Annotated in this window: 18 protein-coding genes; 4 read left to right on the top strand and 14 right to left on the bottom strand. The window is 64.9% G+C overall.

Features of this window, described 5'->3' with window-relative positions:
• Positions 1-76: 76 nt before the first annotated feature.
• A complete protein-coding gene (locus EOHIBHHM_RS12210) occupies positions 77-298 on the top strand; it encodes a dodecin family protein (protein WP_497250936.1) in 222 nt (73 codons plus the stop codon).
• Between the two features lie 166 nt (positions 299-464).
• On the opposite strand, the gene phoU is transcribed toward EOHIBHHM_RS12210, so the two are convergent.
• The 5 genes from phoU to EOHIBHHM_RS12185 form a co-directional block, all read right to left on the bottom strand.
• Positions 465-1,145, bottom strand: coding sequence for a phosphate signaling complex protein PhoU (phoU, locus tag EOHIBHHM_RS12205; protein ID WP_497250934.1), 681 nt, complete (start codon positions 1,143-1,145; stop codon positions 465-467).
• A gap of 129 nt (positions 1,146-1,274) precedes the next feature.
• Entirely contained in the window at positions 1,275-2,153 is an 879-nt protein-coding gene (gene pstB, locus EOHIBHHM_RS12200) for a phosphate ABC transporter ATP-binding protein PstB (protein WP_497250932.1), read from the bottom strand.
• A gap of 3 nt (positions 2,154-2,156) precedes the next feature.
• Entirely contained in the window at positions 2,157-3,782 is a 1,626-nt protein-coding gene (gene pstA / locus EOHIBHHM_RS12195) for a phosphate ABC transporter permease PstA (protein ID WP_497250930.1), read from the bottom strand.
• 40 nt (positions 3,783-3,822) lie between these two features.
• Complete coding sequence (pstC, locus tag EOHIBHHM_RS12190; protein ID WP_497250928.1) at positions 3,823-4,743, bottom strand: phosphate ABC transporter permease subunit PstC; 921 nt, start codon at positions 4,741-4,743, stop codon at positions 3,823-3,825.
• A gap of 103 nt (positions 4,744-4,846) precedes the next feature.
• On the bottom strand, positions 4,847-5,866 hold the full coding sequence (locus EOHIBHHM_RS12185) for a PstS family phosphate ABC transporter substrate-binding protein (RefSeq protein WP_497250926.1): 1,020 nt from the start codon (positions 5,864-5,866) through the stop codon (positions 4,847-4,849).
• 312 nt (positions 5,867-6,178) lie between these two features.
• On the opposite strand from EOHIBHHM_RS12185, the gene EOHIBHHM_RS12180 reads away from it, so the two are divergent.
• Entirely contained in the window at positions 6,179-7,180 is a 1,002-nt protein-coding gene (locus EOHIBHHM_RS12180; protein WP_497250924.1) for a PhoU domain-containing protein, read from the top strand.
• 62 nt (positions 7,181-7,242) lie between these two features.
• Complete coding sequence (locus EOHIBHHM_RS12175; RefSeq protein WP_497250922.1) at positions 7,243-8,109, top strand: ZIP family metal transporter; 867 nt, start codon at positions 7,243-7,245, stop codon at positions 8,107-8,109.
• A 15-nt stretch (positions 8,110-8,124) separates the two neighbouring features.
• On the opposite strand, the gene EOHIBHHM_RS12170 is transcribed toward EOHIBHHM_RS12175, so the two are convergent.
• From EOHIBHHM_RS12170 to EOHIBHHM_RS12155, 4 genes are all read right to left on the bottom strand, one after another.
• The gene (locus tag EOHIBHHM_RS12170) at positions 8,125-8,535 is read right to left on the bottom strand and encodes a hypothetical protein (protein ID WP_497250920.1); all 411 of its coding nucleotides are present in this window, start codon (positions 8,533-8,535) and stop codon (positions 8,125-8,127) included.
• A gap of 161 nt (positions 8,536-8,696) precedes the next feature.
• Positions 8,697-10,007, bottom strand: coding sequence for a phosphoribosylamine--glycine ligase (locus tag EOHIBHHM_RS12165; RefSeq protein ID WP_497250918.1), 1,311 nt, complete (start codon positions 10,005-10,007; stop codon positions 8,697-8,699).
• 97 nt (positions 10,008-10,104) lie between these two features.
• The gene (locus tag EOHIBHHM_RS12160; RefSeq protein ID WP_497250916.1) at positions 10,105-10,416 is read right to left on the bottom strand and encodes a DUF8060 family membrane protein; all 312 of its coding nucleotides are present in this window, start codon (positions 10,414-10,416) and stop codon (positions 10,105-10,107) included.
• Positions 10,413-11,423, bottom strand: a complete 1,011-nt coding sequence (locus EOHIBHHM_RS12155) for a DUF7490 domain-containing protein (protein WP_497250914.1) — start codon at positions 11,421-11,423, stop codon at positions 10,413-10,415. The genes EOHIBHHM_RS12160 and EOHIBHHM_RS12155 overlap by 4 nt, the downstream gene beginning before the upstream one ends.
• Before the next feature lie 74 nt (positions 11,424-11,497).
• Between EOHIBHHM_RS12155 and EOHIBHHM_RS12150 the strand changes: the two genes are divergently transcribed.
• Positions 11,498-11,899, top strand: a complete 402-nt coding sequence (locus EOHIBHHM_RS12150) for a universal stress protein (RefSeq protein WP_497250912.1) — start codon at positions 11,498-11,500, stop codon at positions 11,897-11,899.
• An 11-nt stretch (positions 11,900-11,910) separates the two neighbouring features.
• Here EOHIBHHM_RS12150 and EOHIBHHM_RS12145 read toward each other — a convergent pair whose 3' ends face one another.
• The 5 genes from EOHIBHHM_RS12145 to EOHIBHHM_RS12125 all read right to left on the bottom strand — a co-directional run bounded on the left by EOHIBHHM_RS12145 (position 11,911) and on the right by EOHIBHHM_RS12125 (position 15,643).
• A complete protein-coding gene (locus EOHIBHHM_RS12145) occupies positions 11,911-12,237 on the bottom strand; it encodes a hypothetical protein (protein WP_497250910.1) in 327 nt (108 codons plus the stop codon).
• Positions 12,238-12,370: 133 nt separating this feature from the next.
• Positions 12,371-13,603, bottom strand: coding sequence for an ornithine cyclodeaminase, nickel-pincer nucleotide-dependent (locus EOHIBHHM_RS12140; protein ID WP_497250908.1), 1,233 nt, complete (start codon positions 13,601-13,603; stop codon positions 12,371-12,373).
• A gap of 102 nt (positions 13,604-13,705) precedes the next feature.
• On the bottom strand, positions 13,706-14,206 hold the full coding sequence (locus tag EOHIBHHM_RS12135; protein ID WP_497250906.1) for a hypothetical protein: 501 nt from the start codon (positions 14,204-14,206) through the stop codon (positions 13,706-13,708).
• Between the two features lie 103 nt (positions 14,207-14,309).
• Positions 14,310-15,269 carry an alpha/beta hydrolase gene (locus EOHIBHHM_RS12130; protein WP_497250904.1) on the bottom strand — a complete coding sequence of 320 codons (960 nt, stop codon included), beginning with the start codon at positions 15,267-15,269 and terminating at the stop codon, positions 14,310-14,312.
• Positions 15,266-15,643 (bottom strand): DUF8159 domain-containing protein, encoded by a 378-nt coding sequence (locus EOHIBHHM_RS12125; protein WP_497250902.1) that lies wholly within the window; start codon positions 15,641-15,643, stop codon positions 15,266-15,268. The genes EOHIBHHM_RS12130 and EOHIBHHM_RS12125 overlap by 4 nt, the downstream gene beginning before the upstream one ends.
• Positions 15,644-15,701 lie beyond the last annotated feature (58 nt).

Raw genomic sequence — 15,701 nt, 5'->3', positions numbered from 1 at the left:
CTTCGAGGCGCCGAATCGATCTCCCTCGACTCCTCAACCAGCGAACAGCTATCTGCTCGAAAGCCGTACAGTTGCTATGGCCGTCTCGAAACACGTCACCATCTCGGCGACGAGTACCGACTCGTGGGAGGACGCAGCGCTGAAAGCTGTCGATCGAACCGAGGCCAGCGTCTCACACATCCAGTCGGCCGAAGTCGTCGAACAGTCACTGGATTTCTCCGTCGGGACGGACCCCCGATTCAAGACGACGGTCGCCATCGAGTTTTACGTGAAGGAACCGGACGAGGGCGACGACTGACGTGCGAGTGGGCGTGGAGAGTGTCGAGGATATCGCACCGCGAGTGAGAGCTGGAGACCGAACGAGCGACCTCGTTCAGCAGCGAAAGACGCTTTGCGTCTTTCTACCTGTGAAACCGCGAGGACGGGTTTTTTTGAGTAGATCCGACGCCGAAAGATGTCGAGGGTTAGTACAGCAGTTCGTCGTTGTTGTCGATCATGTAGAGCGTCCGCGCGGCGATGTTGACCGCGTGGTCGCCGATGCGTTCGACGTCGCGGATGGTGAGGAGCAGTCGCGACACCTCGCGCATGAGCGACTCGGTGTCGATGTCGGTGTCCTCGTCCAGCGGGTCGCTCTCGAGGAGATCACGGACGACGAGTTCGCTCGCGGCCTCGCACATCGCGTCGACCTCGTCGTCGTTGCTCGCGACGTCGTAACAGAGCTCGACGTCCTCGCTCCGGTAGGCGGCCATCGACTGCTCGAGCATCTCGATGGTCTCCTCACCGATCCGCTGGATGTCGACGTCGGGGAAGACGTCGTTTTCGGCGGCGATGGCGTACTGGCCGAGGTTCGTCGCCAGGTCGGCGATACGTTCGAGGTCGGTGATGATCTTGAACGACGCGGCGATGAACCGGAGGTCGCCCGCCACCGGCTGTTGAAGCGCCAAGAGGTCGATACAGTCCTGTTCGAGATCGAGGTACATCCGGTTGATCTCGCCGTCGCCTTCGATGACCTCCTCGGCGAGTCGGTTGTCCTTCTGTTCGAGGGCGTCGAACCCCTTTCGGAGTCGTTCGCCGACGACTTCGCTCATGTAGAGGACGTCCTCACGGAGGTCCTCGAGTCGCTGTTGATATTCTACGCGTGCCATGGTGAGCAGTTGACTGTCCGAACTGTTAAATATGCTGTGTCACCCGACGAGACCGCCCTACGACGGCCGTTCTGCCGTGGTCGGGGGACGAGTGACCGTCGATGCAGCCGTGACCCGAGTTCGACGCGGTTATCCGAACTTGCCGGTGATGTAGTCTTCGACCCGCTGACTCTCGGGGTTCTCGAAGATCTTCTGGGTGTCGTCGAACTCGACGAGTTCTCCGCCGGTGAGGAAGACGGCCGTCTTGTCGGAGATGCGGGCCGCCTGCTGCATGTTGTGCGTGACGATGACGACGGTGTAGTCCTCGGCGAGGTCGGCGATGAGGTCTTCGACCTGCGAGGTGGCGACCGGGTCGAGCGCCGACGCCGGCTCGTCCATCAGGATGACGTCGGGGTCGACGGCGATGGCGCGGGCGATACAGAGTCGCTGCTGTTGGCCGCCGGAGAGGTCGAGACCGGACTCGTCGAGGCGGTCTTTCACCTCGTCCCACAGCGCCGCGGACTTGAGGGCCTGTTCGACCTTCTCGTCCATGTTGTCGGTCTTGCCCTGAATCTTCAGCCCGTAGGCGACGTTCTCGTAGATGGTCTTCGGGAACGGGTTCGGCGACTGAAACACCATCCCGATGCGACGGCGGAGCGCGACGGGGTCGACGTCGTCGTCGTAGACGTTCTTCCCCTCGAAGCGCAACTCGCCGTCGATCCGACAGGAGGGGATGAGATCGTTCATCCGGTTGATACACCGGAGGAACGTCGACTTTCCACAGCCCGACGGACCGATCATCGCGGTCACCTGCCGTTTCGGGATGTCGATGTCGATGTTCTGTAGCGCCTGTGTCTCGCCGTAGAAGACGTCGAGGTCCCGCGACGAGACGACCGTCTCGTTTCGTTGGGCACTGTTCTGCTCGCTGCTGTCGACTACTTCCGACCCGGGTCGGGGCGACGTCTGCGATTCGACGGTACTGTCGCTCTCGGTGTTCGGTTCGGAAGCAGTCATGTTCTTGTTGCTCATTGTTTACGACCTCCGCTCATATTTGTTCCGGATGAGTATCGCTGCGGCGTTCATCGACAGCATCACCGTGACGAGCGTGACGACGCCTGCGGCCATCACGCCGTACTGGAACTCTTGGGACGGCTGACCGACCCAGGTGTAGATCTGTCGCGGCATCGCGCTGAAGATGTCGAAGAAGCCGTCCGGCGCGCGGAACACCGACGCCGCGGCCCCGATCATCAGCAGCGGAGCCGTCTCGCCGATGGCGCGGCCGAACGCGAGAATACTTCCGGTGAGGATCCCCGGAATCGCCTCGGGGAGGACGACTCGCCGAACCGTCTGCCAGCGGGTCGCACCCATCCCGTAGGACGCCTCCCGGAGCGATTCCGGTACTGCCCGGATCGCCTCCTGTGCCGAGATGATGATGATCGGCAAGATGAGCAGTCCGACGGTCATCCCGCCGACGACGACGATACCGCTGGCGAAGTCGAGCCAGTTGACGAACAGCGCCAGTCCCAGCAGGCCGTAGACGACCGACGGGACGCCAGCGAGGTTCGCGATGTTGATCTCGATGAACTTCACGACGACTCCGAGCGGACCGTCGCTCGGAGCGTACTCTTCGAGATACAGCGCCGCACCGACGCCGATGGGGAACGACGAGACGGCGACGACGACCATCATCAGGATCGACCCGATGAGTGCCGGGTAGATACCGGCTTCTTCGGGGAACCGGGAGTTCGCGTTCGTGAGGAACTGGAAGTCGAGCCACGCTTCGGGCCCGGCGAACCCGAGCACGTTCACCAGTGCAGCGCCGAGGAGCGTCCCGGCGACGACGACGAGCGGGAACAACAAGCCGACGGGGCGGCCGTCTCTGCGACGGACGACGCCCTCGGCGTACAGCGCCGTGGGAACGCCAGCGAACGTAAAGAGGATGACCCACACGGGCGGCGTGATGCCGGTCGAGGGGTCGATGAACACGCCGGCGGTCACCGTCACGAACAGCGCTGCGAAGGCGAGAAGCCCGGAGCGCTGGTCGTTACGACGGCGAGCGACGACGAGACCGCCGACGGCCGCCCCGCCGAGGCCGAACGTGAGCAGGTAGATGATCCACGCCTGCGGGAGAACCGGATACGTGGAGACGAACTGGAACGTCAGCGGCGCGAGTCCGAGGAGAGTGATCGCACCGACGAGAAGCTCCTCGACGAACGACGCTCTCGGCCGGAACCGCCTGTGACCGGCGAGAACCCCTCCCGCTACGACGGCGGCGACGACGAACGCGAGCCACTCGAAGATGCTGAGTACGTCGATGAACAGTAGCAGGACGCCACTGCCGAGCAGTAGCCCGAACAGCGGAATCCCGAGCGCGGTCGTCCCGACGGTGGCCCCACCGTCGGTTCGCCGCCAGAGATAGCCGAGGAACGCAGTCGACGGGAGCACGAGCGTCAGGAAGAAGACGAGGAACCAACCGGGGTTGGCGGTGAACGGCCGGATCGCGTCTTTCGTCACGTAGACGAGCAACCCGGCGACCATCACGATGCCGAACAGCGTCGCCGAAAGACAGACCGCCGCGAACACCTTGCCAGGGAGTCGGTTGATCTGTTCGGTGTTCCCGAACCAGTCACCGGTCTGCTCGTCGTGTTCGGTCGCCATCAGGCCGTCACCTCCGCGGACTCGGTGTCACTGTCTCGGTTCATTTGTACTCCTCCCGGTACCGCGATGCGACGAACGAACTGGTGAGATTCATGGCGAACGTGATCGTGAACAGCGTGATTCCGATCGCGAACATCGCCTTGTAGGCGGTCGACCCGCCGGCGATGTCCGTCGTGACGAGCTGGACCATCGCGGCCGTCATCACTTCGAGGGACTCGAACGGACTCGGGACGAGGCGCGGCCGCATCCCGGCGGCGACGACGACGATCATCGTCTCGCCGATCGCCCGCGAGAGCGCGAGGATGAACGAGGAGAAGATTCCCGAGGCCGCCGCCGGGATGACGACGCCGGTCGACACCTCGAGCTTCGTCGCACCCATCCCGTAGCCCGCCTGTCGCAGCGAGTCGGGGACGGCGCTCATCGCGTCCTCGCTCAGGCTCGACACCATCGGGATGATCATGATTCCCACCATGATGGACGCACTGAGGGCGTTGAACGTACTCAGCGGGACGCCGAGCCACTCCAGTGCGGGCGTGAGGTAGACGAGCGCGAAGTAGCCGTAGACGACGGTCGGAATGCCGGCCAGAATCTCGAGCGAGGGTTTGAGTATCGAGCGTGTCCGTTCACTCGCGTACTCGCTCAGGTACGTCGCCGACGCCACGCCGACGGGGATGGCGATGAGCGCCGAGAGTGCGGTCACGAACAGGGTCCCCGAGACCAGCGGAAGGACGCCGAACTCCTGATCGATCGTCGGACTCCACGTCGTTCCGAGGAAGAACTCCAGCGGCGGAACGCTGAGGAAGAAGTCGACGGCGTCGACCAACAGCGTCGCGACGATCGCCGTGGTGACCGCGATCGAGAGTGCGGCACAGCCGAACAGTAGCCACTTGATCCCCTGCTCGCGCGCAGAACGGACGCCCGAGCGACCGACGAAGTCGGGTGGGTTACTTTCCTGGCTCATCTTGTGGTGACTGGGTTGTGTGCCTTCAAAAGCAGCATGGTTCGTGTCGTTCAGTGGTGTGTCTGTGTCTACTCGACAAAGTCGGAAGCGGTCGCAGACGGCCTCAGTTGCCGCTGTACTGCTTCAGTTTGTTCAGGTTTTCGTCGCGGAGTTTGGTGCTGGCCGGGACGTAGCCGATACTGCTCACGAGGTCCGTCGCGGCCTGGTTGAGGTAGTACTCCATGAACGCGTACACCTGCTGTTTCTCCTCCAGCGAGGACTTCGCCGCGTAGACGAACAGCGGTCGCGTCATCGGGTAGTCGCCGCTCTTGGCGTTCTCGATGGTCGGCTCGACGCAGCTTCCGTCGGCGTTCTCCTTGATCTTGACCGCTTTGACGTTTTCACGGTTCTCCTGGTAGTAGGCGAAGCCGAAGAAGCCCATCGCGTACTGCGAGCCCTGGATCCCCTGGATGATGCGGTTGTCGTTCTCGGTCGGTTCGTAGTCGCTGCGAAGGGAACCGTCCTCGCCGATGACGTTCTCGATGAACCAGTCGAACGTCCCCGAGGAGGACGCCGGCCCGTAGAGCTCGAACTCCTCGTCGGGCCACTCGGGGTTGATGTCGCTCCACATCTGTGCGCCGTCGGGCTTCCAGATCTGAGCGAGCTGGTCGAAGCTCAGACAGTCGACCCAGTCGGCCTCGTTGTTGACCGCGACGGTGAGGGCGTCGCTGGCGACCTGGAACTCGACGGGCTCGACGTCGTTCTCCGAACAGAGCTGCTTCTCGCTGTCCTGAATCTGGCGCGACGCGCCGTTGATGTCGGCGTTACCGGGACAGAAGTGGTTCTGGAACCCGCCACCGGTACCGGTCGAGTCGACCGAGACGTTCACCTCGTGTTCCTTCATGAACTCCTCGGCGATCGCCGAGGAGACCGGGTAGACGGTACTGCTCCCCTTGACGACGACCTGACCGGAGAGGCTTCCGGAACTTCCGCCAGCACTCCCGTTTCCAGAGCCACCGTCACCGGAACTCCCGCCGGGGTTGGTCGTACAGCCCGCGATTCCCATCACGCTCGCCGTCCCTGCACCGGCGAGGAACTTCCGCCGTGATACGCCGTCTTTTCCATCCGACGTCTGTCGCGTCATCGATTGTTCGTGGCCGACTGAGACATAAGTACCCTGCTATGACAACTATATAGTGATAGATATGTGTACGACTCACGGGCTGACTAGACCTCTCCTGACTGCCCTCCGCACGAGAGGACTGGGGAGTGACTGCAGATAGACGCTCTACAGGCCCTGTACCGACTGTAAAGGATATATTTTCACCGATATTGATACTCGATACAACGAGATCGATCGCGATGGGAGAGATCTGTTCGTCCGAGTGATGGGTTCGAGAGACAGCAATATATAGAGATGACCAGGTTTATTGTGTGGTCCGCACCAACGACTCACATGGTCGAGACACGGAAGGTGCAGGTCACGGGTGGATCGACGTACACGGTGTCGATTCCGAAGGACTGGGCGACCGAGAACGGCGTCAGCGCGGGCAGTCAGGTGGAGTTCTATCCGGAGGGCGACTCGCTGTTCTTGACGCCCCGAAGCGAAGAGGAACGGACCGAGGGGACACTCGACATCACGAGCCTCGACGGCGACGAACTCATGCGTGCGGTGATGACGATGTACGTCAGTGGCTTCGACATCATCGCCCTCGAGAACTCCCGGATCTCGAACGACCAGCGTCGGACGATCCGGAAGGCGACACAGGGGCTCGTCGGCCTGGAGGTGCTCGAGGAAACGCGCGACCGGGTCGTCATCCGCGACCTGCTCGACTCCTCGGAGCTCTCGATTCACAACGCCGTCACTCGGATGCGTCTCATCGCGCTCTCGATGCTCGAAGACGCCGTGGCGGCGCTCGAGGAGAACGACGACGACATGGCTCGAGACGTGATCCAGCGCGACGACGACGTCGACCGCCTCTGGATGGTCGTCTCGCGTATCTTCCGTGCGACACTCCGGACGCCGAAGGCTGCCGAGGAGCTCGGACTCCCCCGCGAGATCTGCTTCGACTACCACTCCAGCGCGCGGCAGTTGGAGCGCATCGGCGACCACGCGACGAAGATCGCCCACCTCACGCTGACGCTCGAAGAGCCCATCCCCGACAACGTCGTCCAGGCGCTCGGCGAACTCCACGACGACGCAGTGGACGTCATCGACGGTGGAATGGACGCGCTGTTCACCGACGACAGCGTCGAGGCGACTCGTCTCGCCAACGACGCCCGCGAGGCCGTCCAGGAGATCGACGAACACGCCCGCGCGATCGACGAACTGCTCCGTGAGCTCGACCCCGCCCGCGCACAGATGCTCGGACTCATCGTCGACTCCATCTCCCGGAGCGCCGACTACGGCGGCAACATCGCCGAGACGGCGCTCCAGAAGGCCGCACCGACGCCGTAGCGTCTCGGCGAGTCGGTCGCCGCATCGACAGCCCTATTAAGCGCAATCATCGAGTTAATAATATGGCACTCACCGACATCGCCGGTCGCTCTCGGAGCCTTCGTGAGGTCTCGACGGTCGGTGTCGCGAGCGTGGCCGTGCTGCTCGTCCTCTCTGCGTTCGCCGCACAGACCGGGCTCTGGAAGCTTCTCGGGATCTCGTGGGTCGCGTTCGTGGCGATGGCCGGTGCGGGCGTCGTCGCGACGTACACCCGTCGGGACCACGCCGAGTCGCTCGTCTGGGGGTACGGTCTCGCCAGCGGCGCGATGATCACGAGCGCGGCCGTCTTCCTCGTCCCGCAGGCGATCGGCGTCTCGGGCGGGACGCCGCAGTACGGCGGGTTCGGCATCGCACTCGGCCTGCTCGTCGGCTTCGGCTCGCACACCGTCGGCCACCGACTCGCGCACATGGATCTCCCACTCGATCGGACCGTCGCGGAACTCAGCGCCCACTCGCTCTCGGCGGGCGCGATCATCGGCATCATCTACGGCAACATGCCGGAGCTCGGCCCGCTGCTCGGGCTCGCCATCGTCTCTCACAAGGGACCGGCGGGCTATGCGGCCGCGGACAGACTCACTCGCAACGGCCACGGATGGACCGCGCTGCTCCTGCCGGCGGCGGGCGTCGGCATCACCGCTCTCCTCTCGAGTTTCGTCGCCGTCCCGGCGTCCGGTGCGGTCCGCGGCGTCGTCTTCGGCTTCGCCGCCGGCGTGTTCCTCCACGTGGCGATGGACTTCCTGCCGCGGTGTGAGATCGGCAGCGAGATCCACGACGTGTTGAAGCTCGAAGGCGATGCACACCAACTCCTCGACCGACTCCGACTCCACGCCGTCGCGAGCACCACCATCGGCGGGCTCGTCGTCTTCGTCGCGTGGTCGATACTCGCCTGAACCGTCCGTTTTGCGTCAGTTCTCGGCGTTCGACCCGTCTCGACAGCCTTCGAGCCAGAAGTCGTAGCGTTCGACACAGTCGGACTCGTAGGGGCCAAACTCGAAGCGACCGCCGCCGTCGGTGAGCTGTCTCGAGACAGACTCCGTCCCGTCGCAGGAGACGATCTCCCCGCTCAGCGTCGGCGGATCGGAGACGTCGAGGTCGACTTCGACGACCAGCGTCTCCCGTCCCGAGTCGTCGTTCTGGGGGTCGAGGTAGCTGTCGATGGTGACGGCCATACAGTGGGTGGGTTGCGCGGTCTGGACGGTCGCGTTCGCCGTCCCGTTCGCGTCGCCGACGGCGTTCGAGGCGTTCCCGGTCGACTCCTCTCCCGTGAGTCCGGAGACACCGAGATCGGAGAGACAGCCGGTGAGAGAAACGGTCATCGCACTACAAGCGGCCAACAGCGTCCGACGGCTGGGTTCGGAGGGCATCGTCTTCTCTCACTCGTTCGACTGGTTTGTGTCTTTCGGTCAACAAGAATCAGTCGCTATCGAAACGAACTCCTCCAGGGGCGACTGTCTGTCCCCGTAGACGGTCCAGCGAACTACTGCGGTGGACCGAGATACCCCCACGCCAGCAGGCGGTCGCCGTCGCCGTCGATCCACCGTTCGCCGACGTCGTCCCGGTAGTACATGTTCGGTATCAGGATGCTGTCGACGCGGTCGTAACACTGCGCGCGTGCCTGCTGCATCGTCTCTCCCTTCCCCGTGACGACGAGCGGCATCCCGTTGTCGCCCGCGACGCGCCACTGGCCGCCGACGTTCTTCGCGTCTTCGAGGTGGATCCCCTCTCTGCTCTCCGTCTCGAAGACGACCGCGGCGTTCCGGGAGTTCTCGTCGTACGCCTTCTCGTCGTCGAAGGGGAACGGCGGCAAGACGACTCGGACGGCGACCTGATACCCTCGGTGGACCGCCAACTGTGGGTCGTTGCCGTGAGCGAGCTCTGAGAGGAACTCCCCGGTCGGCGACTCGAACGACTCCTCCTGGAGCGTGATCGTCGGATAGCCGAACCGGGGCGTGAACTCGAGGGGGTAGATGCCTCGCTCGTTGACGATGCAGTTGATGTCGATGCTCCCGACGTACCCCTCCTCGGCCAGCCACCCTTCGAGCCTGCCGAGCGTCGCCTCGAACAGTCGGTTCCGGCCGGCCCAGAACATCGAGGTCCCCATCTCGCCGGTCGAGGGGCCGATGTTTCCCGGGAACAGTCGCTTGTGCTCGAAGTTGAAGTTCACCCGATCGACGAACGTCTCGCCGTCGAAGAACCCACAGACCGCGACCTCGACGCCGTCGACCTTCCGCTGGAGTTGAAACCCCTTCATCCGGTGACCCCACGCCTTCTTGTACGCCGTCAGGACGTCGACGACGTCGCTGCCGTCGTCTTCGTCGCCGACGTACAGCAGGCGTTTGACGTTCTGTACCTCGCCGAGCGGTTTGACGACGTACGCGGCGGGGTTCTCTTCGACGAACTGGATACCCGCGTCGAAGTCCTCGAACACGCGGTGTTCGATAGTGTTCACGCCGTGCTCCTCGAGGACCTCCATCGCGTAGCCGCGGTCCTCCTCGAGGCGATCCGTGTTCGGCGTCCCGCCGATCACCGCCTTCCCTCGCTCCCGGAGTTCTCGGGCGAGCGCACCAGTGCCGACGTCCGATCCGACCCAGACGTCGTCGAAGACTATCACGTCCGCCCACTCGACCTCCGCCTCCCAGTCGTCGGTCTTGGGGACGAACCCGTCGCCGATCTCGCGGTCGCTCTCGGCTTCGACGTAGTACTTCACGTCGTGGCCCTCCCTGTGGACCTGCCACGCGAGGTCGGTGATCAAGGCGGCGTCGGCGGAGACGAACAGGAAGTGTACCATATCTCATGGGCGACGACGAGACCGATAAACGCTCGGGTGCGGGCGGTGGCGACGCGGGTCGACGGAGCGAGACGACGCGGACGGGGACGAAGCGCGACTACGGCCCGGACAGCCGTCGCAACTGCAACGAGATCGCCGCGCCGACGACGAGCAGGACGACGAGGTTGAACACGGCCTGAAACAGCGAGCGGTACTCGCGGGTCACCCAGACGTCGATCGCGCGCGACGTGCTGAGATAGAACTGCAGCGTCGCGACGAGCGCGAGCAGACAGAGCCCCGCGAGGATCGCGTAGTTGACGTAGGTCCGCAGGTCTCGCGACGACTCGCCGGGGGTCGCCGACTCGACGACGTCGCCGCCGTCGGTGAAGCCGAGGCGGTCGTCTCCGTCTTCGGCGGACGGCGATCTCATCGCGACCACCGCCGTGCGAGGAGCGCACTCGCGGCCAGCGCGACTACCGCCACACCGACGCCGAAGCCGGGCGACTCGGTCTCAGTCGTCGTGCGCGGGCCACCGCCGTCGTCGCCGCCGGTCTCCGAGTCGGTCTCGAAGTCCTCGACGCGGAACTCCACCTCCTCGACGGACTCGTTGATCCGGATGCGTCGCTGGGGGTCGAGGTTGGCCACGCTCTGTGCGGTGTCGACCATCACGCCGTCTTTCCACAGCACCGCGTCGACGTAGTAGTTGTAGTTCGAGGGGACCGTCACCGTCGTCTCGGCGGTGGCGGTCCGACCCGGGCGGACGGTTCCGACGTCGACGGTCTGGCGGCCGGCGACGAGGTTCGAGTCGGCCTGTCGCAACACGAGCGTCACCTGCAGGTCCTCGGAGGGGTCGTCGCCGCGGTTCGTCAGCGACGCACCGAGCGAGAGCGTCGTCCGATTGTCCGCGGTGTCGGCCACCGACACGGCGACGGGCGGCAACACGTCCGAGTCGGTGAACCCGACGCTCGTCCGGGCGTACGCGGGAGTGAGCGCCTCGAGACCGCGGACGGTCGTCGTCCCCGAGTCGATGCGCTCGGTGTCGCGGAAGACGACCGTCTCGATCCGGTAGTCGCCCTCGCGTCGGACTGTCAGGTTCGTCCGGACGACGCGCTCGCCGTCCCGAGTGAAGTTGCCGACGTCGACGGTCCGCGTCGTCTCGACGAGCCCGGACTCGGCGTCGACGGCGCGGAACCGCACCGTCACGTTGTTCGCGGTGTTCCCCCGGTGGTGGAGGCGCGTCTCGACGTCGAGCGTCGCCGTCTCCCCGGTCACGTTGCTCGGTGCGAGCGCCAGGTCGTCTGCGAGGGTGACGCGGCCCGGCGGGAGCGGCCCGCGGTCGGTCGGATCGGCGAGCACCCCGGGGACGACGGCGACCGCGAGGAGGGCGACCGCGACCACGACGGCGGCGCCGGTCGTCAGTGTCGTCTCGCGGTTCATGTCACATAAAAGAGATGCTCGGCGGCAAGTACTTTGTGGAGCGTTTTATGTGCCCTCGCTGCGCGGTGTGTGACATGACAACGTTCGTGCTCGCGACGAACTCCGTTCACACCAGCGCACTGCTCTGTGACTACCTCGACGACCGACTGCAGGAGGGCGACGTCGTCCACGCCGTCAACTCCCTCCGTGGTGGTGACGCGACGTCTTCGGCGGACGTCCGCGACGGCGAGGACGCGCTCAACACCGTCGACGCCCGACTGGGGGGGAGCGCGGAGGTCGAGACCCACCAGCTCGTCCGCGAGAACAGTCCCGCCGAGGACGTCGTCGGCTACGCGGAGCAGATCGACGCCGACGAGATCGTCCTCGGAGTCAGAAAGCGAAACCCGACGTCGAAGGTCGTCTTCGGGAGCGTCGCACAGGACATCCTCCTGAACGCGAACCGACCGATGGTGGTCGTCCCCCGAGAGGAGGTGTAGCGTCGACGTGGTCAGGCGAGCGCGTCGGTGTACTGGACGCGCCGCCCGTTCGCGTCGACGAGGATGGCGTAGAACACCGTCTCTCGTCGTCGTTCGGCGACGTCTCGGAGCGTCGTATGCCGGTCGTGGTCGGCCGAAGTGTCGGTCTCGACCTCGATGACGCGACGGGTGCTGCGCTTCGTGGCGACGATGTCGGGGACGTAGCCGTCGACCGGGTCGGGGTCGTCCCACCCCGGGACGGCGGCGGTGACCGTCCATCCGGCACGTTCCAGTTCCTCCGCCTCCCGTGCGACGCCGGTGTCGTGTGCCGTCTCGAGATCGTCGGAGCGACTGGCCATATCTCGTTCTGCAGTGACGTGAATATAAATCCCATACAACAGTCACTGACATATCAAATATAGCTGACTTGACGGGAGTAGTGGACGTCTCCCGTAGATATTAGTAGGGGAACGCGGGCTAGTGCCTCGAGCGTCACTCCTCGGCGAGCACTCTGTCGGCGAGCGACGGGACGAACGTCCCGATGTCGGTGACCATCCCGATCGCCTGTGAACTGCCGCGGTCGAGCAGTTGGGTGACGGTCGCGGGGTTGATGTCGACGCAGACGACCTTCGTCGTCGACGAGAGGCAGTTGCCGACGGCGACCGAGTGAAGCAGCGTCGACAGCATCAACACCATGTCGGCCTCGTGGGCCTGTTCGCGGATGGCGTTCTGCGCCTCGACGGCGTCGGTGATGGTGTCGGGGAGTGGGCCGTCGTCGCGGATCGACCCTGCGAGCACGTACGGGACGTCGTTCTGGATACACTCGTACATGATGCCGGAGTCGACGAGCCCTTCGTCGACCGCCTCGGCGATGCCGCCGGCGCGGATCACCTCGCTGATGGTGTAGATGTGGTGTTTGTGTCCCTTCCGAGGGTGTTCCATCGTCTCCATGTCCATCCCCAGCGACGTCCCGTAGAGGCCGCGTTCGATGTCGTGGGTCGCAAAGCCGTTGCCCGCCGAGATCATGTCGACGAACCCCTCGCGGACGAGTCGCGCCAAGTCGTCGCCCGCACCGGCGTGGATGACTGCGGGGCCGGCGACGACGAGCACCTTCCCACCGTTCTCTTTCGTCTCGACGAGCGCCTCCGCGACCTGTCGGATGAGCGACTCGGAGGGTCGCTCCGAGGAGACTCCGCCCTGCATGAAACCGAAGGGGCCGGAGCTGTCGCGCGGTCGTTCCGGCGGGTCGACGCGGATACCCGCCTCGTCGGTGACGACGAGGTCGCCCTCCTCGATGGCATTGAGTACCTTCGTGTACGCGCGCGGACGTCCGTCAGCTCTCTCGACGACGATGGCGCAGTCCATCTCGATGTTCTCGACCTCGATCCACTTGCCGTCGTGGCGAACTTGCGTCGGGTGGTTCGTCGTTGAGTAGAACCCCTTGGGGACGACCTGATCCGCCGGAGCGGCGACCAGTTTGGCGTCGACCGGGTCAGTGAGGTTCGCCCCGATCTGGTGGAGTTCGTGGACGATCTCCTGCAGCGTCACCGCGTCGTCCGCGTAGATCTCCATTCTGCAGTACGACTCGTCCTCTTTGTGGACGCCGACGTCGAACGCCTCGACGTTGAAGTTGCCGTCGAGGTCCATCACGATACCCATCGCCTGCTGCAGCATCCCGGAGTCGATGATGTGACCCTCGAGCTCGACGGTGCGGGAGTGTGTCATTGCTGGAACGACGATACAACAGGGTATGAGAGTTGTGGACCGTCCCAGTCGTGCGGTTCCGGTGAGGCCCTCGACGGCGCTCTCCGAGTCGAAAACAGTCGCTCAGAGGAGGAAGCCCTTCAGGGCGTTGACGACGGTCCACTTGACCTGTTCGACGAACTGTCCGGACTCGCCGGCGACGGCGACGTCGCCGTTCGCGACGGCCGAGCGGAACGCCGCCGCCGGGTTGTCGGCGTTCGCGATGCGGTCGATCGTGGCTCTGTCGGTGGTCATCTTCCGTTTCGCGTCCGAGTCGATTCCCTGCTGGACGTCCGTGATCCGGTGGTTCCGGTCCATGGAGAGCGTGTACGTCGCCCGCTCGTCCCCGTCTGTCACGTAGACGTTCGTCGCGCCGCCGAGACTGATCGGGCCGAGGTCGACGTCGCCGGCGTGGGCGTTGTAGTCGTCGACCATCGACGAGAGCTCCGCGAACAGTTCCTGTCCCCAGTCGGGGTTGGAGTCGTCGGCAGACGCGTCCTGTGCGGCGACGCCGCCGACGCTGCCGACCAAGAGCAGCACGGAGAAGACGAGCGCTGCCAGCTGTGACCGCTGAATCGTAGGCATGAGGAAGTAGAGGGGCCACAAGATATATAAATATTCGTGGAACTTTCGAGTGAAGCTATCGGTGGCGCTCACTCCGTCCGTGAGGCGTCGGAGTCGACGCAACCTACTTCACGACCGTATCGAGGAACGCCAGTTGGTGACCCAACGCCTCCTCGAACGTGTCGCCGTCGAAGAAGCCGAAGTGGTCCGTCGGGAGTCGGAGGTAGGTCGCGTCCGGGACGGTGTCGGCCGCCGACTCGATGGCCGACAGCGAGACGATCTCGTCGTCGGTACCGCCGACGAAGAGCGTCGGACACCGGACGTCTTCGGCGGACGTGATCGGGCGATACCGCGGCATCGCGAGGAGCGTCCGGGCGGGACAGCTGTTCTCCCAGTCGCTCCCCGTCGGCACCAGGCCGAAGACGCCCGCCTTCGCGCCGGGTTCGTTGACGACGGCGAACTCCTCGGGGTCGCCGACGATGGGGACGGTGTAGGCGCCGAGAGCGAGCGACTGCAGTTTGTCGCGGAGACCCAGCGCCGTCGCCTTCAGGTTGTACTTGATCCCCTTGCGCTTCAGGGCCGCTCGCCCGTCGACGAACGGGGCGACGGCGACGACGGCGGCGATGCGGGGGTCCTCGGCGGCGACGCTCAACGCGTGTCCGCCGGCGAACGAGTGTCCCCAGAGCACCACGCGCGACCCGTCGACGCCGTCGAAGTCGCGTGCGGCGGCGACCGCCTCGCGCCAGTCGGCCACCTGCCGACTCGGACTGACGAGGTTCCGCGGTTCGCCCTCGCTGTCGCCGAAGTGACGGTAGTCGAAGAGGAGGACCGCGTACCCGCCCTCGGCGAGTCGCTCGGCGATCGCCGGATAGCCGAACGTCCGTTCGGCGCCGAACCCGGGCGCCATCACTACGACCGGCGGGTCGTCCGGCCGGTCCGGTCGGTAGAGCCAGCCGACACACTCGTCGCCGTCGCTGTCGAAGCGGACGCGGACCTTCGAGAACGACTCGCGAGAGGGGCGTCCGGACCGACGGTGGTCGGGCGTGGTCGTCCGCTGTCGACTGCGAGTGCGCTGTCGGGTCACGCCGACTCCTCCTCCGTGCTGGACGTTGCGGCCGCAGGCTCAGAGAGCGTCTCGAGCACCCGCTCGGAGAAGTCCTCCTCGCTCAATCGGTACTCGAGCAGCCCCTCGAACCACTCGGGTTCGGCGCGCCAGGTCCCCTGGACGTCGTCCTCGGAACGGACGACCGTCGCTTCGACCGGTTTCGGCTCCCACTGGTCGACCTTCGCCAGGTCGATGAACACGTTCAACGCGCGGCCCATCTCCATGTGGTGGACGGTGGGGCCGGGGAAGGCGGTCATGTAGACGAGTTCGACCGTCTCGCCACGGTCGACTCGCTCGACGCTGATTCCGTTGCTCCGGAGCTCTGCTTCGAGTCCGGTCAACTCGTCTGTCATACTGTCGGATACAAGCGCCGGGGGCTAAACCCTTACCGCGGAACGGAGTCCTCGGGAT

Source organism: Halogranum roseipondis (genome assembly GCF_059695585.1).
Note: the sequence above shows the minus strand (reverse complement) of the source record. Positions and strands in the feature narration are given on the sequence as shown.